This window comes from Clostridium sp. LXY-7 (assembly GCF_056172015.1).
The window spans coordinates 127,914-148,444 of the sequence record NZ_JBLLJL010000002.1; the positions used below are offsets into that span (position 1 = coordinate 127,914).

A 20,531-nucleotide genomic window follows, 5' to 3' on the forward strand; every position below is an offset into this window, starting at 1 on the left:
TGGTTGTTGATTTTAGAACTAAATATTATTACTTACAAACCCTTTGCAATAATGTGTAGTTCATTATCAACACTATATTAAAACAAAACCTAATTTTAAAACTATATTAGAATAGCATATGAGCTATTAGCGAAATAATTGGTAGAGTAATTAAAGTTCTCTCAATAAAAATTATAAATAGCTCTTTAAGTGACACAGGTATTTTAGAACCTAATAGTAGGGCTCCAACTTCAGAAAGATAAACTAACTGAGTTACAGAGACACTAGCGATAACAAAGCGAGTCAGATCACTTTGAATACTTCCAGCCATAATTGAAGGAAGTAGCATGTCAGCAAAACCAGCCATAAGTGTACTGGAAGCAGCAGCTGCTTCAGGAATTTGAAGTAGGTTAAGTATAGGTATAAATGGTATACCTAATATTTGAAATATAGGAGTATATTCAGCAATAATTAATGCTAGAGTTCCTACAGCCATAACCACAGGGATTACACCAAACCACATATCAATTACATTCAAAGACCCTTTTTTAAATACATGCTCCACAATAGAAGATTCTGAAGTCTTAGCTAAGGCTTTTTCAATACCATATCTAAAAGATGTATATCCTTTAGGAAGTGCACCTTCATCTGTATTATTAACACCTCTATAGAAGGTATCTTTTTTTCTAGACAGTGGAGGTAATTTTGGGATTACGATAGCAGCTACTATACTTGCTAAGGTAACTGTTAGGTAAAAGGGAATAAACATATAGCTTAAACCAACGCTATCAGCAACTACTAAGCTAAAAGTTAGAGAAACAAGGGAAAAGTTTGTGCCAATGACACAGGCCTCTCTCTCTGTATAATATCCGTCTTCATATTGCTTGCTAGTTAATAATACTCCAATAGTACCATCTCCAAGCCAAGAAGCAATACAATCTATAGATGAACGACCGGGTAAATTAAATAATGGTCTCATGACTTTAGCAAGTAGTGCACCTACAAATTCTAAAAGTCCAAAGTCAAGTAGTAGAGGCAAAAATAGTCCAGCAAATAAGAATACAGAGAATAGTATGGGAAGTAGGCTATTTAAAACTAATCCTCCAGTATTTTCAGACCATATAAAACTTGGCCCTATCTCGAAAGCAGCGCACACTATAAAAATTCCACCTAAAATTCTCACAACAAACCATACTGGTGTAATGTTGAAAAGAGCATTTAGAAATTCATTATCAGCTATAAATCTAGGTTTAAATATCTTTGCACTTATAGTAACTGTGAAAGTAATTAATATTATTCCTGTAATTATATATTTTAGCTGTGATGATAAAATATCCTGTAGTCCGTTTGATAATATAGCTACAGGAATTATAACTTCTCCGCCTTTGCTTATAGGAATCATAAAAAGAAATACCCCCATAGAGGAAAGTATTAAAAATTTTAACAGACTTAAGGTTTGATTTTTATTTTCTTTCATCATAGATGAATTGTTCATATTTTCCATTATTATAGCCTCCTTTTAAATGATATATTAATAATACGCGTATAATTATACATAGATTATACAGTTAACACAACCCTTTATTATGATAAAAGTAAACGCTTATCTATGTTTAGAATATTTTATACATAATAAATGTATAAAATAGTATAAATGGTGTATACCATATTGTTCTATGGATTGAGATTAAAGTGTTCGCAGTTCTTTAAAATATGTTATATAAATGATACAATATTAAATTGTAGATTTATTTATTATAATTACAATAAATAGATATAGATAACTCTTTATAAACTATAGAGTTATCATATTGGAATTTAAAGTTTGAAATATAGATGTTTACTAAGGAGGAATTATGGACCAGAATAGAGCGGATTTAATTAAGTTATTTCAATATCTAAAAGGAATTAGAAAACTTAGAAATAGAGTGGTTAGAGACATAAATGATTATAAAAGTGAAGGAGAGAAAGTATTTTATCTCTCTCAATTTAATAAGAATGATGATGGAATTATATTAAATAACCAAGTTGACAATGAGGAAATTTTACAAGTAGTTAAAAATCATAGTGGAGAAAAGCTATATATTACCTTATTTTCTATTTATCAATTTTTACAAAATCAAGGAGTAGATTATGAAATTGTGTATAGCAATTCTACTATAGAGGGAGAATTTAATGAAACCAAGATTAGGCATCCACTTTTTGAAGAAAAGGTGGAACTGGTATTTGATGAAAATGAATTTAAATTTTCATTTCTATCTATAGAGAACTTTTCAAGTTTAAACTTAGATATCTTTGAAGGACTATCTATGGAAGAGCTTCCTGAGCTGTTGAGTTTAAGTAGGGAAGTAAGAGATAAATATATTAATGTAAGAACTTTAGACTTGGCAGAAGAAGAGCTAGTCAGGTTAAACAATATACTTTATAAATATAGTTTTAAAATATATGAAGAACCCATGATAATTTTAAGAAAAAAAGGCAATAGAGTAGCAATTAATGATATAGAGAATATTATTGAAAAGATAGAATCAGGGATAGATATACCTAAACCGCTACTAGGAGTGGTAGATAGTAATATATATAAGAATTCAGAAAAGACCTTTAAAGGAGATATTTTATTTCCACTGCCTTACAATGAAGAACAGAAGGAAATAGTAAATAAGTTAGAAAACAGCTATGGAGTAGTTGTACAAGGTCCTCCAGGCACTGGAAAAAGTCATACCATAGTAAATTTGATCTGTCATTTATTATCACAAGGAAAGAAAATACTAGTTACAAGTCAAAGGGAAAAGGCTTTAGAGGTATTAAGAGACAAGCTTCCAAAGGATATAAGAGATTTATGTATAAGTATTTTAGGTAGTGACAAAACCTCTATGATGGATTTAGACCACTCTATAAGAATAATAACGGATTATTTAGCAGTGGATAAGAACACACTTAAAGAGGAGATTCAAGAGTTTACTAAGGAACTTGAAGATAATAGACACATTCAAAATGAATTAAAAGATAAGATAAAAGAAATTGAATTAAGAGAGAACACTCCTATCGTACATAATGGTGAAAAAGTAAGCCTTTTGGATATGGCAAAATGGTTAAGTGAGCCTAGGGAAGACATAGGAGTTATACAAGATAAGCTCTCCATAGATACACAATGTCCACTTACTTCTAAGGAGTTTGTTGAATTTTGTTATCTTATGAATAGTATAAGTGAAGATAATTTAATTGAAGTAGAGCAGGCAAAAGGGTTAAAGGCGAATTTACCCGCCTTAAATGAACTTTTAGAAAATCTTAAAAAGTATTTAGAGCTGAAAAATATGGAAGGCAAGCTACAGGAAAAAATAGGACTTTGGGAAATACCTAGACATATAGATATTAAAACTATAGATGAAGACATAGTATTTGGAAATACTTTAGAACAGGTTAGTTTTTTAGAAGAGAATTCCCTTGGAGAACTATTGAAAAGGTCCCTAAAGGAGGATTTTATAAAGGATTTGGCAGCTACTTTTTTAAGAAATGGAGAACCACTATACAATGAAATTTTAAGGATGTCTAGAGAGTTAACATTGAAGGACATAGTAGTGCCAGAAGGTGACATAGAAGAAATATATAGAGAATTTTCCTTAGTAAGTGAAGAGTTTCTATCTAAAGGAAAAGTAGGCTTTATATTTGGGCTTAAGAATAAGAGAAGTAAAACCTTAAGTGAAGCAATAAAAATAAATGGAGTAGCACTTAGCACCGTAGAACATTATGAAGTGATAAAAAAATATCTCTCCGTAGGTGTGAAGACTAAGGAATTTCTTACTATGTATAATAGCTTTTCTTCTCATTTTAATCTACACACTGTTGAGAAAATACAAGTGGATAATATTGCATATATAACTAATGTATTAAAAGGTTTAAGAATTATTATAAATTATAGAGACAATCATATAAATAAGATAAAAGAGCAGCTTCCTCTAGAATTGCCAAAGGGAAGTGATTTTAGTAGCACTAAAACTTTAAACAATATAAAAGAAGGAGTAACCTCACTTAAGGCCCTAAAGGCATTAGATGATTTAAGTGAAAAAATAAATGAATATAAGAAGTATTTTGAAGGAAATGTTCTAAGTTCAAGGATGGTTAATTACATTGAGCATGGAGATTTTCATGGAATAGAAGAAATATATAATAAAATAAACACCAGTCTTTATATAGAGGAAGAGGTAAATAAGTTAAAGGAGTACAAGGATAAGTTAATAAATTCTTGTCCAGATTTAGCTTATTCTATTAAAGATAATTTAAAGAAATATAGCAAGATAGATTTTGAAAAGAGTTTTCAATGGGCTAAATGGAATGAGTATTTAAACTCTATATGCGAAGAGGATGAGCAATGGTATTTTGAAAAATTAAGTTTTGAAATGAAGAGAGAAAAGGAGATTATAACTAAACTAGTTAGTAAGAGAACTTGGTATTACGAAATTCTAAATATGTCTGAGGACAGTAAGAGAAGTCTTTATTGCTGGATGGATGCTATAAAAAAACTTGGAAAGGGAACAGGAAAGTTTGCTAGTTATTATAGAAATTTGGCTAAGGAAGAGATGAAAAAGTGTAAAAATGCCATACCAGTTTGGGTTATGCCTTTTAGTAAGGTCATGGAAAATTTACCTGTAACTGAAAATTTCTTTGATGTAATTATTTTTGATGAGAGTAGTCAAAGTGATATTTTTGCATTACAAGGACTTTTTAGAGCTAAAAAAGCCATAGTGGTAGGAGACGAAAATCAGATAAGTCCTAGATCAATAGGTATAAGTAAGGAAGAACAGATAGAACTTATGAATATTTACTTAAAGGGAATACCAAATTATCAATGGTTTGATTTAGAAACCAGTTTCTATAATACTGCTCTTAGAATATTTGACAATAAGCTAATATTAAGAGAGCATTTTAGATGTGTACCTGAAATAATAAACTACAGTAATGAATTAAGCTATGAAGGAGAAATAGTTCCCTTAAAATATCCAAAGGATAGAGAGAAGTTTGAAAAGTCTATAATTAAAGTCAAGGTAGACAATGGGGAGAGAAATGAAGTTGGTAGTAAAAGGTACAATGAAGAGGAAGCAAGGTCCATGGTAGAGACAATTGTTAATTGTTGTAAGGATGAAAAATATGAAGGTATGACTATGGGAGTAATATCTCTTTTGGGAAAAGACCAAGGGGAATATATAGAGGAGCTTTTAAGAAGTGCCTTAAGTGAGAAAGAGATAATAAATAGAAAAATACTCTGTGGAGATGCCTACTCTTTTCAAGGAGATGAAAGAGATATTATGTTCTTGTCTATGGTAGTAGCAAAAAACAAAAGATTTTCAGCTCTAACAAAGGAAGATGATAAAAAGAGATTTAATGTAGCAGTAAGTAGAGCTAAGAATCAAATATGGCTATTTCATTCTGTAGATTTAGAGGACTTAAATCCAACCTGTATAAGATATAATCTGTTAAGTTATTTTAGTGAAGAGAGCCATAAAACAGCTATAGCATCAGGAGGGGAAATTACTTCTAGGTTTACCAATGAGATTTACAAAGAAGTTAAGAGTAAGGGCTATAATGTGAAGCCTAATGTAAGTTTAGGTAGATATAATATTGACCTTGTAATAGAAGGAGACAATAAAATTTTAGGAATATACTGTGTAGGTGAACATTTTAAAGGGATAGAGTATTTTGAAAGGGAAAAGATGAAGCAAGGACAATTAGAGAGAGCTGGATGGCATTTTGTAACTCTTAGAGCTAGTCACTTTTATAGGGATAAGGAAGATGAGTTAGAAAAACTTTGGACAACACTAGAGGATTTAGGTCTTTATGGGCATAAAATTGGAAGACATGTATCGTTGGAACATAAAGAGAGTGGTGAAGTATATAATACTACTATAGATGAATTTAAAAATGGTGTGGAAAAGAGCCTTTCAAAGTTATCGCCAAAACAATTACAGGTAGCTTTGGATATAATAAAAAATCCGTATTATGTACTAGAGATACCTAGCTATGTAAATTGGGCTAATAAATTAGATATAAGTGGTTCTTCAGTTAGAAATGCTTTAATAAAATTAGGTTTTGAAAATCTTGAGCAGTTAAAAGAAATCATTAAAGAATTGCAATAAATTTAAAATCTGTTTTAAATAATTATGGGTTTTAGAACTGCAATATTATTCGCAGACCATTCCGAAAGGCTGATTCATGATAACATTGCAGTTCATCATTAGGACTATACTAAAACAGAGTCATAATTTAAAAAATATGAATATATTTATATTTTTAAGAAAAAATATAGGTGTAACTCTTAATAGTAATATAAACTTAAAAGGAGGAATACCTATGGATAATTATAAAATAGCTGAAATAACATCTGAAGAAAAAAGAGCTATAGAGCAAGCTGAAAAGATGGTAAAAAGCGAAACAGGAAAAGAATACATTATAATAGCTTGGGAGAAAAAATAAAAATTAGAAAATGATAAAGTTTCACTAGAGTGAAAAAATAAAGAAATTTAATAAAAATGAGGCAGTCTTAAGAGGATTGAAAAATCATTTTAAGGCATGGCTTCTTTTTTATTTTTATATTACTAGTTAGTCGTCTATAAGCAAAACACTGTTCCTACGTAAATGAAAAATATATGGTTATTACTATGAATAATTGTAATGAGTATGGTTTTAATATTATATAGTGTTATACTTAGATATTGAACTATAATTTATAAAGTAGGGGATAGTATGAGTATGTGGAAAAATATGTTAACGTCCATGGATGAAATAGACATATGTATTAAGATTATAAATGATTACTTAAGTGTAAATTATTTTAATGAGTTAGAAAAAAAATATGAAACAAAAGGTGGTAGTCTTTCTAGCTATGTAAAATCTAGAGAGAAGATTGTGAAGAGCCAATATCCTGAAATTTACAGGCTTTATATAGCTAAAAAAGAGAATAATAAAAACAACCTAAGAGGTGTTAAACATAAGGGCTATTCAAGAGAAGAAAAAATTACTGAAGAGGATATGGATAAACTACCAAAAGAGATTAATTATAATGAATTCTTAAATTTCCTTATTAAATTTAATACAGGAACTCTTACAGGAAAGCAGTTGGTAAAGATAGCTAACAGCAGAGGAATAACGGTATTAAATTAGGAGTATGAGAGTACTTATATAGGGTTGTATTCTAATATGATAATAAGATGAAAGTAAAAATAATGAAAGCTTATATATTCCATATAAAATTGTAAATAATTACATAAAGACTATTATTTGATTTTATAATAGATAAAATTCGACAATTGAAAAATCAAATATACCTAGAAGAATTATTTACATGAGAAATGATAGATGATAATCTTACCAGTGTGAAATAATATTAATATATTGTAAACGGGAGGGATTGTTTTGAAGAAAAGTATTAAATTAGTGGTAACAGTATTAACATTAACTCTTTCAATGGGATTATTTTCTGCATGTGGAAGTAAGGATAATGCTAAAGAAGGAGAAAACTCAAGCACAGAAATTAAAACCATAGATACTAAAGAACTTTCAGCTAATATTGAGAAGAATGATTGGGTGATTGTGGATACAAGGGAAAATGATGCATTTAATGGATGGAAATTAGATGATGTAAAAAGAGGTGGACATATTGAGAATGCTGTGGATTTTTCAGCAGCATGGCTAAATGTAGATAGTAAAGATAAGGAAGACCATCTAAAAAAGGATTTAGAAACTAGAGGAATATCTGCTGAAAAGAATATAGTTCTTTATGATGATAATGGCAAGGACGCAAAAGCAGTTGCAGAATACTTAAATGGTAAAGGCTATAAAAATTTATATACATATGACGTAAAACAATGGGCAGAGGATGAAACTAAACCTATGGAAGCCTACGAAAATTATGAAATGTTAGTTCCAGTGTCTTGGGTAAAGGATTTAGTAGATGGAAAGAAACCAGAAACTTATAATGGAAATGATTTTAAAGTATTTGAGGTTTCATGGGGAACGGAATCAGATTCTCCAGATTATTTAAGTAAAGGACATATAAAAGGAGCAATACATATCAATACTGATGAGGTAGAAGAAGGTCCATTATGGAATCGTCTTTCAGATGACAAACTTATAAAATTTGCGGAAGCAAATGGAATAACAGTTGATACAACTGTAGTTTTATATGGTGCAGATACAACTGCAGCTGCTAGAGTAGGAGCAATATTAAAATATCTAGGAGTTAAAGATGTAAGACTAGTAAATGGTGGAACTAGTAAATGGGAAAGTGCAGGCTATGAATTAGAAAAAACATCTAATCCAAAGGTTCCAGTGGAGTCTTTTGGAGTAACAGAGGCAGTAAATAAAGGCTATATTGTGGATTTAGAAGAAGCTAAAGCAATCCTTAATGATAGAGAAGGTAGCAGATTAGTTGATATTAGAAGTTGGGAAGAATATATAGGTAAAATTTCAGGTTATGATTATATAAAACCAAAGGGACGTCCTGCAGGATCAGTTTGGGGACACGCGGGTACTGATAGCTCAAGTTTAGCTGATTATAGAAACTTAGACAACACAATGCTTAGTAGTGATCAAATACTTAAGATGTGGAAAGAGTGGGATATAACTCCAGATAAGAAATTATCATTCTATTGTGGAACTGGTTGGAGAGCAGCAGAAGTTTTAATCTATGCAGATGTAATGGGACTAAAAAATATATCTCTTTATGATGGTGGATGGAATGAATGGAGTGGAAATACTGGAAATCCAGCAAATCCAATAGAAACAGGAGAGCCACAAAAATAATAGAAATAAGAGTTAGGTAATAGAATGAAGATAAAAAATATTTTTAAATGGTTAGGAACTATTATTCAATTTGTTTTAATAGGATTTGCTTTGATTATATATTATTTATCTGATAAAAAAATGGGTGTAATGCGTTCTTTAATTTATAGAAACAGTGTATGGAATAATTTAAATTTGAGGAATTGGATAATTTATACTTTAATTTTTATATTGATATTATTTATAATCTTCGCATTTATAAAATATAAAAAGTCAAATAGAATAATATCCTCATTAATTTGTATAATAATAAATGCGATAGTTATGGTTTTTGCTATAGTTACAAATTCAGAGTCTATTTTAGCTTATTATGTGTTAATGTTAGGAGCTGAAATAGTATTGATTATAGAATTTTTAAATCTTAATTTTCTTCAAGTAAAAAAATAATAATATCAGTTTTAATTTTAGACTTTGTTTTAAATGATTGTTGATATTAGAACTATATAGTTCATTATCAACACTATATTAAAACTGTATATAATATTGGAAAACAATGAAGTAATATTATAAGTACTCAGAAGGCATGAAATTTTAATGAATTTCATGCCTTTAATTTTGCAATGAGAATAGAGTATAATCTTATTAGGAAAATTCAATAAAAACATAAATAGTTTACTTAGAAAGGTAAGCCTGAGGTGATATTATGAAGCAGAGAATTAAAGAAACAGTTTCAGAAATAATGAATGAACTTATTGATATTAGTAGGAATTTATATTTAAATCCTGAGCTTGGGAATGAAGAATTTAAGTCATGTAAGCTTCTTGAAGATTATCTTGAAAGAAATAAATTTAGTATTAGTAGAGGTGAATATGAAATTAATACTGCATTTAAGGCAGTTTATAGAGGAGCAAAGGAAGGCCCTAAAATATCATTTTTATGTGAATATGATGCTCTTCCTGATATTGGACATGGATGTGGACATAACTTAATATCTGCTATGAGTCTAGGTGCAGCTATAGGATTAAAAGCTGTTATAGATGATATTGGTGGAAGTATTGTTGTGTTTGGAACTCCAGCAGAAGAAACAAATGGAGCTAAGGTATCCATGGTGAAAAAAGGTGCTTTTAATGATATTGATATAGCTATGATGGCGCATCCTTCGCCAGTAACAGAAGAAAGTGGCACTTCTTTGGCTATTACACCAATACAATTTGAGTACTTTGGAAAGTCAGCTCATGCAGCAGCGGCACCAGAAAAGGGAATTAATGCTTTAGAAGCAGCCATTTTAACTTATAATAATGTAAATGCATTACGTCAATATATGACACCAGATGTGAAAATTCACGGAATTATCAAAGAAGGTGGTAAGGCTGCAAATATAATTCCTGATTATGCTGTATTACAATTTTATGTTAGAGCAGCAAATAAGAAATATCGAGATGAGATTTTAGAAAGAGTTATTAATTGTGCAAAGGCTGGATCTCAAGCTGTAGGTACAAAATTAAAAATAAGTACCTTTGAAGAGTCCTATGATGATTTAAAAACAAACAAAGTTCTTTCGAAGTTATTTAACTCTAACTTATTAGAATTAGGAGAAAAAGAAATTAAAGAAGCTGGTAATTCTGTTGGATCTTTGGATATGGGCGATGTGTCTTATGTGGTACCAGTTATTCATCCATGGATAGGTATTGGAAATCCTAATTTGATACTTCATTCAAAAGAGTTTGCAGACTATACTCAGAGTGAAAATGGAAAAGAGGTAATTTATAAAGGTGCATGTGCCTTAGCATTTACTGCCTATGATTTTATTCTTTCAAAAGACATTCAAACTAATGTTAAAAATGAATTTTTAAAGGAGAATTTTAATGTTTGATTTTAGTCATAAATAATAGATGTGTTATTGATTTTAAAAGTGGAAATTGAGGGAAGCTTAAAATAGCTTCCCTTAAAACTCGTTACATTATTTTTACAAAACAGATTAATGAAAATAGGTAATATAAATACTTATTTAAATTATTATACATATAATTAATATCATTTGACTAATAATAGTGCTTTTGCTATATTGAGAATGGCAAATTTACAGAATTAAATCTAAAGGGGGAATCTCATATGAGAAAAAGAACATTAACACTTGCATTAGCTATGGTATTTACTGTAGGAATTGCAATAATGGGCTGTGGAAAAAAGGGAGAGTCAACGCCAACACCAGATAAAAAACCAGACACATCATCAGAGGAAAAAGTAGCTTTTAAGGGAAAATATATTGTTGATACTACATATGTAAAAGAAAACATGGGAAAAGATAATGTACTTCTTATAGATGCCCGTGGAGAAGAAACGGCAAAAAAAGGTACTATTGATGGAGCCATAGCAATGGTTTGGCAATCAATTGCAGCAGTTGAGGATGGAAAAACAGGAGATCCTATGTGGGGAACAATCCTTGATGTTGAAAAGTTAAGTGAGAGATTAAGTGGATTTGGTATTAGTAAGGACAAAGAAATTATTCTTTTTGCTGCAGCTCAAAACGGCTGGGGTGATGATGGAAGAATTTTATGGGAATTAGTAGCAGCAGGATATGAAAATGTGAAGATGGTTGATGGGGGATATGATGCAATGGTTGCAGCAGGGCTTCCAGTAGTTAAAGAAGTAGCTAAGCCTGTAGCAACAGAAATTAAGATAGATGCTATTGATAATACTCATGTTATTAATACAGAGGATTTGAAGACTGAATATGATAAGGTAAAAATTATAGATGTTCGTGCTGATGAAGAATATAATGGAAAGACATTATATGGTGAAGCGAAGGGTGGACATTTACCAGGAGCAATTCATGTTAAATTTACTGATTTATTTAATGCAGATAGCACTTTAAAATCTAATGCTGAAATAACGGCAATATTTGAAAAAGCAGGACTTTCAAAAACGGATAAAATTGTAACCTACTGTACAGCAGGTATACGTTCTGCATATATGCAATTAGTTCTTGAAATGTGCGGTTATGAAAACTCACTAAACTATGATGAATCATATTATAGATGGTGTGCAGTAGAGGAAGTTGAGAAATAGTATATGATGAAAAAAAATTCTATGAAGAAAAAAAATATAGGTAAGATTTTAATAGTAGGTATATTAGTCATAGCTGTGTTAGCATATTTTTTCATTCCAGTTTTTAATTCAAAGGTCAATGGAATATTTATGTTATTTAGCTCTATGAGTATAGAGTCAATCATTGGTTATATAAAATCTTTTGGCATTTATGCAGTTTTAATTTCTTTCTTACTCATGGTGTTTCAATCTGTGGCAGCACCACTACCTGCATTTTTAATTACCTTCGCCAATGCAGCAGTCTTTGGTTGGTGGCAAGGAGCTATTCTTTCTTGGGTAAGTTCTATGGTAGGAGCGGCACTGTGTTTTTATATTGCAAGAATACTTGGCCGTGATGTGGTGGAAAAGCTTACTAGTAAATATGCAATGGCAAGTGTAGATGGCTTTTTTGATAAATATGGAAAACATACAATTTTGATTTGTCGTCTATTACCTTTTGTATCTTTTGATTTTGTGTCTTATGCAGCAGGGTTAACCTCTATGGGTTTCTTATCCTTTGTAATAGCTACAGGGGTTGGACAGCTACCAGCGACCTTAGTTTATTCTTATGTAGGAGGAATGCTCACAGGAGGAGTACAAAAGGTAGTAACGGCACTACTAATATTATTTGCAGTAACAGTATTTATCTATATGTTTAAGCAGATGTATAATGAGAAGCAGAAAAAAAAGTTATAGAAGAAGAGAGACTGTCTTAAAATTAGTAAAATCATTTTAAAACAGTCTCTCTTTCATTTTAAATACAAGGCTTTGTTTTAAATGACCGTAGTTCATTATCACCACTATACTAAAACAGAGCCTTGTATAATTAAAGCATTAGACTAATTTGATACATACATACTTAAAAACTCAGTAACCTTTTTTTCATAAGCTATTTTGGCATCTCTATATGCAGTAGCATGTTGAGCATTAGGAATAATAAATATATCCTTTTCACTAGAGCATTTTTCATATAATCTGTTTACCATTTCATAAGGAACAAAAGTGTCTGCATCTCCATGAATGAATAGAATAGGTGTTTTTGATTTAGCAACTTGATCTAAAGCTGAAGCCTCACCAAAGAAATATCCTGCTCTTATTTTAGTTAATAGGCTTGTACTTTGCATAATAGGAAAAGAGGGTAAATTATACATTTTTTTCAATTGATACTCTAGTTGGTCTTTAACTGAAGTATATGCACAGTCTGAGATTATAGCTTTCACATTATGAGGCAAATCCTCACCACTGGTCATAAGCACAGTAGCTCCACCCATAGAAACACCATGAAGTATAACTTCTGAATCTTCTCCAAAGGTGCTAATTACATGATCAATCCATTTTACATAATCTTTTCTGTCAGGCCATCCAAAGCCTATATAATTTCCTTCACTTTCACCATGTCCTCTGCCATCAGGCATTAAAATATTATAGCCAAGAGTATCGCGATAAAATCTTGCATAGCTAATCATATCTTTACCGTGACTTACATATCCGTGAGCAAGAATTGCTGTTTTTTTAGTAGGTTTATCTGCTTCAATAAAATATCCATGTAATTTTAATCCATCATCAGAGGTAATTTCGATATCCTTAAGAACTACGTGATTAAACCACTCATATTTAGAATCAGATGAAGATATTACAGTAGTAGCTTCTAGATCTTCACTGCTATTTAAAAAAACTTTTGAGGTTCGTGCAATAGCTAGATTATAAAAATAAAAACTTGTGCCTATACAAGATAATATAGCCAATATGAAAATTATAGCAAAAATTTTAATGAATTTTTTCATGTCAGCATCTCCTTTGTTAAATTAATTTTTAAATATTAATCAAGTTAGTTTTAAAAAGCTGAGTATATATGGAAGAAATTTCATCATAGTTAAGAGAAGGGTGGTTTTCACTCCATTTATATACGAGGGAATTATAAATTTCAAGTAAAAGAAATGCTGTTAACTCAATATTTCCTGCTTCAATAATATTTCTATCTACAAATAATTGAAGTATTTTTTTTAATTGGGTAAAAACTGCATTTTTTATATATTTTAAACCTTCTACAACTTCTATAGTACCAAAGGCGTCTGCCTCTAATGATAACTTTCTAAAAAGAAGATAATTTTCTTTATAAGAGAAAACTGTAGAAAGATAATTATATAACACTTGAATAGTTAGTGGTTCTCTGTTCATGGTTGCTTCAGCTAAACTTATAATTTTTTCAACTTCTTCTTCAATAATAAATTGAAACAATTCTTCCTTTGTATTAAAGAAGTTATAGAAGGTTCCTTTTCCCATATTTGCCATTTTAGTTATTTGCTCTATGGTTGTGGCCTTATATCCAAAATTCTCGAAGCAAGTTTTAGCAACTTCTACTAAATCATCATGTTTATTTATATTTTTCATAGATATCCCTCCTGAACATGTGACCAAAAATCTTTTATAGTCATATATTCATAATAATATATGTGTGGAATAATGTCAATGTGAGGTTAATATATCTTTATATATTTTAAAATGGCGCTCTTGTGTCATTCTATGAAATATATATATGAATTTATTCATAAAAAGAGCAGAGATGAAATTAATCATTCTCTGCTCTTCCTTAATTTTATATTTAATCCTATTTGTATAACGTAGCAACTTATATTTTAAAGAATTATTTCTCTAATAATTCATCATGAGGCCAACCTTTTTGACCTTTTTCTAAGATAAATAATCTATCAGCATCATAGCCTTTTTCTATTAAGTAATTAATAGTGTTTTTTGCACCACCACCGCCACCTGGGCAAACTACAACGATTGGATCTTTAGTTGCATTGATTTTATCAAAAGCAACATCAATTTTAGATTTTAGCTCATCAGTATCTGCTGGATATGCATAAGTTGGAATTGTACCAAGGATATGATGGGCATCATAATCTTCTTTTACTTGAATATCAAGGATATACATAGGATCCTTTTTCTCAATAGCAGTTTTTAATTGATCTGCTGTATAATATTGATATTCTTTAGTTTCACCGTCTTTTTTTCCAGATTGATCAGTTTTGCCACAACCCATAAATATAGCTGACATAATTATGCAAACAGCTAATACTAAGGTAAACTTCTTTTTCATTTAAATTCCCCCTAATTTTGATGTAAGTATATGTAACCTCAATCATTATATATAAATAATTTTATAAAATCAAATAGATAAATTTTATGCATGAAGTCTTTAGTATTAAGGCTATCTATATTCCGTTGACAACCAGCTATATTCAAGTTATACTTTTTTTAGTTAAAATATAATTATTAATTAGAGAGGACATTAGTACCTCTCATTTTTATGTGGTGAAAGAGGAAAGGATGGATAGTTATGTATAAGGGAAGGATAAGTATAAAGACTCATCAGCTTCTTAGCTTTCATCCAATGTTCGCAAAGCTTTCATTGGGTGAAAATGTATTTTGGCCAGGGTGTGCGATGTTATCTATGGGTGAAGATATTGTTCAAAAAACCTATGAATTACTAAAGACACAAATACCTGATCTAGTGTTTAGCACTATGTGTTGTGGAAAACCATCTTTACATATCGATGGAGGAAAGCCTTATGTGAAAAGAAAAGCTTATTTAAATAAAGAATTTGAAGCCTGTGGCACAAAGAGAATTTACACACTTTGTCCAAATTGTCAACACACTTTATCAGAATATAGTGGACTAGAAATAGTTTCAGCATGGACTATACTAGATAAAGCTATACCTAAAGATAAATATGATATGTGTAAAGGTATAAGGATGGCATTACATGATCCTTGTCCTGTTCGAAATCACCTCGAAAACACCACTGCAGCAAGAAGTATACTAACTAAGCTGGGTGTGGAAATATTAGAATTTAAACACCATGGAGAAAAAACCATATGTTGTGGTAAAAAGAATATGCTTATGACTCTAGAGCCCGAAAAGGGACAAAAGCTTTTCGAAATCCGTGCAAAGGAGGCACCATCGCCATATATTGTAACCTATTGTGCTTCTTGTGTGGATACCTTCCGCCAAAATGATTTTAAAGGAACTCATATTCTAGAATTATTATGGGGCATAGAGTCAAATGGTTCTTGGAAAAATAGATATCAGGCAGTAAGGGAAGTTAAAAGGGGAGATAAGTAATGTTAGATACCTATGGAAGAAAATATATAGATAAATTATTTGACAAGGGAGCGGATTTGTTCCTAGGAATGAAATTAAAGCCTACACATATTACCCTGTTAGCGGCTTTAACAGGGATTATTGGAGCAGTGGCTTTTTCCTTTGGTAGTTTTCTTCTTTCCATCCTTTTATTATGGTTTTCAGGATATTTAGATGCTACAGATGGTGCTATGGCAAGAAAAAGTGGTCAAACCTCTCCTGTAGGTACATTGCTAGATATTTGGCTAGATAGGTTAGTTGAATTAAGTTATATTATCGCTTTTGCCACTCAATGTAAAGATTCCACCTTCTGTTTACTGCTACTTACTTGTACCATAGTACTTTCTATGACAGTTTTCTTAACCAGTGGTATGCTTATAGAAAATACAGGGATGAAAAGTTTTCATTATCAAGCTGGATTAATGGAGAGAACAGAAGGATTTATTATGTTTACTATTATGATAATATTTCATCCATATATGAAGATTCTTGCATGTGTTTATGGAATTCTAATTTTATATACAGCTATACAAAGATTATATATGGCTATAAAAGTATTAGGAGGTAATAATGAAAAATAAAAAATTAATAACTATTTCTTTAGTAATTTGTATTATATGTTCTCTATTTGGCTTAGCTGCATGTAAAAGCAGTGGAAGTAAAGAGGAAGTAGTTACCTTATATGGCTGGGGTGGAGATGAGAGAGTTAATACATGGATTGATACAGAACTCTCTACTTATGTTAAAGAAAATTATGGTATTACGGTGAAACGTGTTCCAATGAACATTGATGAAATTTTGCTGAAACTAACAAATGAGAAAAGTTCATCAGAAAAAGGATCAATTGATGTTATTTGGTTAAATGGAGAAAATTTTTATTATGCAAATAAAAATCATCTTCTACATGGACCTTTTGTAGATAAGTTAGAGAATGCAAAAAAATACGTAGATTTAGAAGGTGATGCTGCAACTATGGATTTTGGATATGCAACAGAGGGCTATGAAGCACCTTGGGGAACCGCACAATTTGTATTTACCTATGATAGTACAAAAATTCAAAATCCGCCAACCAGTGCTAATGCATTGAAAGAATATGTGATGAATAATCCAGGACGTTTTACATATCCAAAATCTAGTGATTTTACAGGTTCAGCTTTTGTTAGAACTGTACTGTATGATATGATAGGCTATGATAAATTAAAAGATTTACCTGCTGACTATGATAAGGTAAAAGAAACTATAGCACCTGCACTAGAATATTTTAAGGAAATACAACCATACTTATGGAAAAAGGGTAAAACCTATCCAGCAGATGCTGCGCAGCTTGATAGTTTATATCAAGATGGAGAAGTAGATATTGCAATGGATTATAGTGCAAATAAAGCTTTAAGTAAGGTGGCAGATAAGAGTTGGCCAGCGTCAACTAAAACCTTTGTGTGGGACAATGGAACACCTTTTAATACACATTACTTAGCTATTGCTGCAAACGCACCTAATTTAGAAAATGCATTGAAATTAATTGATGGAGCATTATCAGCAGAAATGCAAATTTCTAAAGCTGATTTAACAGGATGGGCTGATTTACCTGTGCTTAAATATGATAAATTAACTAAAGAGGAACAAGGAGAACTTGATAAGAAGCTTACACCTGCACAGGAGTATGCAGATACAATTTTGAGTTACGAAGAACTTTCAAAACATCAACAACCAGAACTAAGATCAGATTTAGTTGTTGTAATTGAAAAAGTATGGGAGGACGTGATTCTATTTGGCAAGTAATAAACATAAGAAAAAAATAGCTAGGGGACTTATGTTATTTCCCTCTTTGGCAATTGTGCTTCTTATTACTACGTTTGTTATTGTCAATACGTTTATAGAAAGCTTGGGATATATTCCGGAGCTTTCTTTTCATGACTTCAATTTTAAATATTATAGGGAATTATTTTCAGATCCAGTATTCCTAAAAAGTTTAATTTATAGCTTTAAGGTGGCAATTATTTCAGCCATTATTGCTACAGTCCTAGGCAGTTATCTAGGATATTATATTTCAAAAACCAGAAATGTTTTCGTAAATGTTCTCTATAGATTACCGATATTACTTTCCTATGTGGCAGCTGCGGCACTTATTTATAATACCTATAGTGATAAGGGACTATTATTTCATATAATTTCTGCCTTTGGTTTTCATGGAACTGGTATTAGCCTTATTTTTCATTCAAGTGGTATAGCAGTAATACTTTTGAATGTGTTTAAGGGAATGCCTTTTATTGCATTTAGTGTAGCACCTATTTTTATGGAGGCAGATGAAAATTATCTATTTGTGGCACAAAATTTAGGATGCAGTAAGCTACAATACGTTATAAAAATTCTCTTACCTTTAGCCAAAAGGGCCATATTTACATCATTTTTGATAATATTTAACTTTAATATGTTTACCTATGAAGGCTTTTATTATCTAGGACCATCTAATCCAATCTCCATAGGAGTTTATGCCTATAAAACCTATTTAAATTCAGATTTATCTAATAGAATTTATGGAATGACAATCAATATGATAATGATTTTAATATCTCTTATATTATGCTTTTTGTACTATAAGATGATTCAGGATAAAAATGGAGAAAAGGAGTAGGATAATGAAAAAATTAATATATAGAGTAGGACTTTTATTTATTTTTATATTTCTTATACTTCCAATCCTGTCTATGATTCTTTGGGCCTTTTTTAGTAATTGGAAATCCACAGAGATCTTGCCTAATAATTTTACTATGGCAGGCTTTAAGTACTTTTTTAAATCTGGGGATTGGTATATTGCTTTAAAATCAGTGATTTTTTCTGTGGAGGTAGGATTTTTTTCCTTAATACTTAGCATTATGCTTTCCCGATTCTTTATTACTAGTACAATGAAGAATAAGGTATCCCTAGAAAGTATTTTCTACTTACCAATGTTACTTCCTGTCATAAGTATATGTTTAGGAAGTCATAAGATGTTCTTGCCATACTTCTCCTCCAGTGGGTTTGCAGTGATGGTTTTACATATATATTTTTCTTTGCCCTATGCCTTTAAAATGGTATATTCTTATTATACGGTCTGGGGGATAGAGGATGAGCTAATTGCAAGAGGGTTAGGTGCATCGCCTTGGCAAGCCTTTAGATATATCAATATTCCTATATATTTACAAGGGTATGTAGCAAGCTTCCTTATGGCATTTATCATATCTTATTCTCAGTATTTTATTAATTTTTTCATAGGAAGTAGTAAACATATTAATTTTTCCATGATCATGACACCCTATATTACAAATTCTAATAGAAATATTTCAGCAGCCTATATATTGATGTATCTATTTTATAGTGTAGTGGTAATGCAAATAACTTCAGTTATAATAAAAGGCTATAAAAGAAAAACTTCATCTTAATTCCAAGGTACTCCTAGTTTCAATATTGTTGTTTTAAAATGGTTTAGGAATAATAATATTGAAACCAAGGATAACATGAAATTGAAATAGAGTTAAAACAAAATATTAATAATAGTAAGGAGGGAAGCAATGAGTAAAATAGAATTAAGGAATATAGATTTTTCAATTAATAGGAAGCAGATTTTAAAAAATATTAACCTTTCTATTAGAGATGGAGAGTTTTTTTCTATTCTAGGTCCCAGTGGTGTTGGAAAGACAACGATTTTTAAAATCATTACAGGTGCATTGATACCTTCTAAGGGAAATATTTTGGTTGATGATAAAATTATAGATGATGTAGCTATAGAGAAGAGAAATATTGTAATGGTTCACCAATCAAAGCAGCTTTTTCCACATATGACAGTGAGAGAAAATGTGGAGTTTGGGCTTAAAATGCGGAAGGTATCCAAGGATGTAATTAAAGATAAGATAAATCTATTAGTAGATTTTTTTAATATGGAAGAGCATATGAGAAAATACCCTCATCAGCTTTCAGGAGGACAACAACAGCTTATAGCATTGATGCGTGGTTTAGCAGTGGACCCAAAGGTACTTTTGCTAGATGAACCTTTTACAGGGTTAGATAATAATTTGAAAAAGTATGTAAAAGATTATATCATGAAAATACAAAAGAAGTTTAAAATTACCACCATTATGATTACTCATGAAAAGGAAGATGCCTTTTCTATGAGTGATACTATAGCTTTTCTATTTAGAGGGGAGATAGCATTGGTAAAGGCGCCAAGGGAATTAAGAAATAAAACAAATATTCCTCACATTGATGAATATTTGGGAGAAATTACTACTTTACCAAATGGAAGTATTGTTTTTTCAGATAAAATTATGTATATATAAATTTCAATAATAAAACCACATAATACAAATAGACTTTAATATAAAATTAATGTCACTAGAACTTCATATTATTACTGGCCCTCTGTGTAAGTTCAACTAGAGATTCATTTGCTCTGCATGAATCTAAGTTTACACTTATCAACCGTTTCGAAACATTGATTCACTAAGGCTGTATTCAAGCAAAAAGCTAGAGGAAACTAGAATGCAATAATTACATATTAAACTAGGAG

Annotated in this window: 17 protein-coding genes; 13 read left to right on the forward strand and 4 right to left on the reverse strand. The window is 30.6% G+C overall.

Annotated elements, in window-relative coordinates; all coding sequences use genetic code 11:
• Positions 1-106: 106 nt before the first annotated feature.
• Positions 107-1,474 (reverse strand): YjiH family protein, encoded by a 1,368-nt coding sequence (locus tag ACI48Q_RS07635; RefSeq protein ID WP_474919503.1) that lies wholly within the window; start codon positions 1,472-1,474, stop codon positions 107-109.
• A gap of 361 nt (positions 1,475-1,835) precedes the next feature.
• Between ACI48Q_RS07635 and ACI48Q_RS07640 the strand changes: the two genes are divergently transcribed.
• The 7 genes from ACI48Q_RS07640 to ACI48Q_RS07670 all read left to right on the forward strand — a co-directional run bounded on the left by ACI48Q_RS07640 (position 1,836) and on the right by ACI48Q_RS07670 (position 12,537).
• Positions 1,836-6,110: an AAA domain-containing protein gene (locus ACI48Q_RS07640; protein ID WP_474918487.1), complete on the forward strand. Its 4,275-nt coding sequence runs from the start codon at positions 1,836-1,838 to the stop codon at positions 6,108-6,110.
• Between the two features lie 214 nt (positions 6,111-6,324).
• Positions 6,325-6,447 carry a hypothetical protein gene (locus tag ACI48Q_RS07645; RefSeq protein ID WP_474918488.1) on the forward strand — a complete coding sequence of 41 codons (123 nt, stop codon included), beginning with the start codon at positions 6,325-6,327 and terminating at the stop codon, positions 6,445-6,447.
• 270 nt (positions 6,448-6,717) lie between these two features.
• Positions 6,718-7,134, forward strand: coding sequence for a hypothetical protein (locus ACI48Q_RS07650; protein ID WP_474918489.1), 417 nt, complete (start codon positions 6,718-6,720; stop codon positions 7,132-7,134).
• Positions 7,135-7,386: 252 nt separating this feature from the next.
• Entirely contained in the window at positions 7,387-8,775 is a 1,389-nt protein-coding gene (locus ACI48Q_RS07655) for a rhodanese-like domain-containing protein (protein ID WP_474918490.1), read from the forward strand.
• A gap of 682 nt (positions 8,776-9,457) precedes the next feature.
• Positions 9,458-10,627 carry a M20 family metallopeptidase gene (locus ACI48Q_RS07660; RefSeq protein WP_474918491.1) on the forward strand — a complete coding sequence of 390 codons (1,170 nt, stop codon included), beginning with the start codon at positions 9,458-9,460 and terminating at the stop codon, positions 10,625-10,627.
• 239 nt (positions 10,628-10,866) lie between these two features.
• Positions 10,867-11,823: a sulfurtransferase gene (locus ACI48Q_RS07665; RefSeq protein ID WP_474918492.1), complete on the forward strand. Its 957-nt coding sequence runs from the start codon at positions 10,867-10,869 to the stop codon at positions 11,821-11,823.
• A 6-nt stretch (positions 11,824-11,829) separates the two neighbouring features.
• The gene (locus tag ACI48Q_RS07670; protein ID WP_474919504.1) at positions 11,830-12,537 is read left to right on the forward strand and encodes a TVP38/TMEM64 family protein; all 708 of its coding nucleotides are present in this window, start codon (positions 11,830-11,832) and stop codon (positions 12,535-12,537) included.
• Positions 12,538-12,680: 143 nt separating this feature from the next.
• Here the strand turns inward: ACI48Q_RS07670 and ACI48Q_RS07675 are convergent, their stop codons facing one another.
• The 3 genes from ACI48Q_RS07675 to ACI48Q_RS07685 form a co-directional block, all read right to left on the reverse strand.
• Entirely contained in the window at positions 12,681-13,625 is a 945-nt protein-coding gene (locus ACI48Q_RS07675; protein WP_474918493.1) for an alpha/beta hydrolase, read from the reverse strand.
• A 28-nt stretch (positions 13,626-13,653) separates the two neighbouring features.
• The gene (locus tag ACI48Q_RS07680; protein ID WP_474918494.1) at positions 13,654-14,232 is read right to left on the reverse strand and encodes a TetR/AcrR family transcriptional regulator; all 579 of its coding nucleotides are present in this window, start codon (positions 14,230-14,232) and stop codon (positions 13,654-13,656) included.
• 253 nt (positions 14,233-14,485) lie between these two features.
• On the reverse strand, positions 14,486-14,944 hold the full coding sequence (locus ACI48Q_RS07685; RefSeq protein WP_474918495.1) for a rhodanese-like domain-containing protein: 459 nt from the start codon (positions 14,942-14,944) through the stop codon (positions 14,486-14,488).
• Between the two features lie 240 nt (positions 14,945-15,184).
• Here ACI48Q_RS07685 and ACI48Q_RS07690 point away from each other — a divergent pair, with 240 nt between their 5' ends.
• From ACI48Q_RS07690 to ACI48Q_RS07715, 6 genes are all read left to right on the forward strand, one after another.
• Positions 15,185-15,970: a heterodisulfide reductase-related iron-sulfur binding cluster gene (locus ACI48Q_RS07690; RefSeq protein ID WP_474918496.1), complete on the forward strand. Its 786-nt coding sequence runs from the start codon at positions 15,185-15,187 to the stop codon at positions 15,968-15,970.
• Positions 15,970-16,569, forward strand: a complete 600-nt coding sequence (locus ACI48Q_RS07695; RefSeq protein ID WP_474918497.1) for a CDP-alcohol phosphatidyltransferase family protein — start codon at positions 15,970-15,972, stop codon at positions 16,567-16,569. The genes ACI48Q_RS07690 and ACI48Q_RS07695 overlap by 1 nt, the downstream gene beginning before the upstream one ends.
• On the forward strand, positions 16,559-17,767 hold the full coding sequence (locus ACI48Q_RS07700; RefSeq protein ID WP_474918498.1) for an ABC transporter substrate-binding protein: 1,209 nt from the start codon (positions 16,559-16,561) through the stop codon (positions 17,765-17,767). Before ACI48Q_RS07695 ends, ACI48Q_RS07700 begins: the two co-directional genes overlap by 11 nt.
• Complete coding sequence (locus tag ACI48Q_RS07705; protein ID WP_474918499.1) at positions 17,757-18,620, forward strand: ABC transporter permease; 864 nt, start codon at positions 17,757-17,759, stop codon at positions 18,618-18,620. Before ACI48Q_RS07700 ends, ACI48Q_RS07705 begins: the two co-directional genes overlap by 11 nt.
• Positions 18,621-18,624: 4 nt before the next feature.
• Positions 18,625-19,407 carry an ABC transporter permease gene (locus ACI48Q_RS07710; RefSeq protein ID WP_474918500.1) on the forward strand — a complete coding sequence of 261 codons (783 nt, stop codon included), beginning with the start codon at positions 18,625-18,627 and terminating at the stop codon, positions 19,405-19,407.
• Between the two features lie 129 nt (positions 19,408-19,536).
• Positions 19,537-20,301 (forward strand): ABC transporter ATP-binding protein, encoded by a 765-nt coding sequence (locus tag ACI48Q_RS07715; protein ID WP_474918501.1) that lies wholly within the window; start codon positions 19,537-19,539, stop codon positions 20,299-20,301.
• The last annotated feature ends 230 nt before the right edge of the window (positions 20,302-20,531 follow it).

Bases quoted from the DNA above. Each gene is read 5' to 3' on its own strand.
- ACI48Q_RS07710 (WP_474918500.1), top strand. From the start codon at position 18,625: ATGAAAAAATTAATATATAGAGTAGGACTTTTATTTATTTTTATATTT.
- ACI48Q_RS07695 (WP_474918497.1), top strand. From the start codon at position 15,970: ATGTTAGATACCTATGGAAGAAAATATATAGATAAATTATTTGACAAG.
- ACI48Q_RS07665 (WP_474918492.1), top strand. From the start codon at position 10,867: ATGAGAAAAAGAACATTAACACTTGCATTAGCTATGGTATTTACTGTA.
- ACI48Q_RS07645 (WP_474918488.1), top strand. From the start codon at position 6,325: ATGGATAATTATAAAATAGCTGAAATAACATCTGAAGAAAAAAGAGCT.
- ACI48Q_RS07670 (WP_474919504.1), top strand. From the start codon at position 11,830: ATGAAAAAAAATTCTATGAAGAAAAAAAATATAGGTAAGATTTTAATA.
- ACI48Q_RS07680 (WP_474918494.1), bottom strand. From the start codon at position 14,232: ATGAAAAATATAAATAAACATGATGATTTAGTAGAAGTTGCTAAAACT.
- ACI48Q_RS07650 (WP_474918489.1), top strand. From the start codon at position 6,718: ATGAGTATGTGGAAAAATATGTTAACGTCCATGGATGAAATAGACATA.
- ACI48Q_RS07685 (WP_474918495.1), bottom strand. From the start codon at position 14,944: ATGAAAAAGAAGTTTACCTTAGTATTAGCTGTTTGCATAATTATGTCA.
- ACI48Q_RS07640 (WP_474918487.1), top strand. From the start codon at position 1,836: ATGGACCAGAATAGAGCGGATTTAATTAAGTTATTTCAATATCTAAAA.
- ACI48Q_RS07660 (WP_474918491.1), top strand. From the start codon at position 9,458: ATGAAGCAGAGAATTAAAGAAACAGTTTCAGAAATAATGAATGAACTT.
- ACI48Q_RS07635 (WP_474919503.1), bottom strand. From the start codon at position 1,474: ATGAACAATTCATCTATGATGAAAGAAAATAAAAATCAAACCTTAAGT.
- ACI48Q_RS07675 (WP_474918493.1), bottom strand. From the start codon at position 13,625: ATGAAAAAATTCATTAAAATTTTTGCTATAATTTTCATATTGGCTATA.
- ACI48Q_RS07715 (WP_474918501.1), top strand. From the start codon at position 19,537: ATGAGTAAAATAGAATTAAGGAATATAGATTTTTCAATTAATAGGAAG.
- ACI48Q_RS07700 (WP_474918498.1), top strand. From the start codon at position 16,559: ATGAAAAATAAAAAATTAATAACTATTTCTTTAGTAATTTGTATTATA.
- ACI48Q_RS07690 (WP_474918496.1), top strand. From the start codon at position 15,185: ATGTATAAGGGAAGGATAAGTATAAAGACTCATCAGCTTCTTAGCTTT.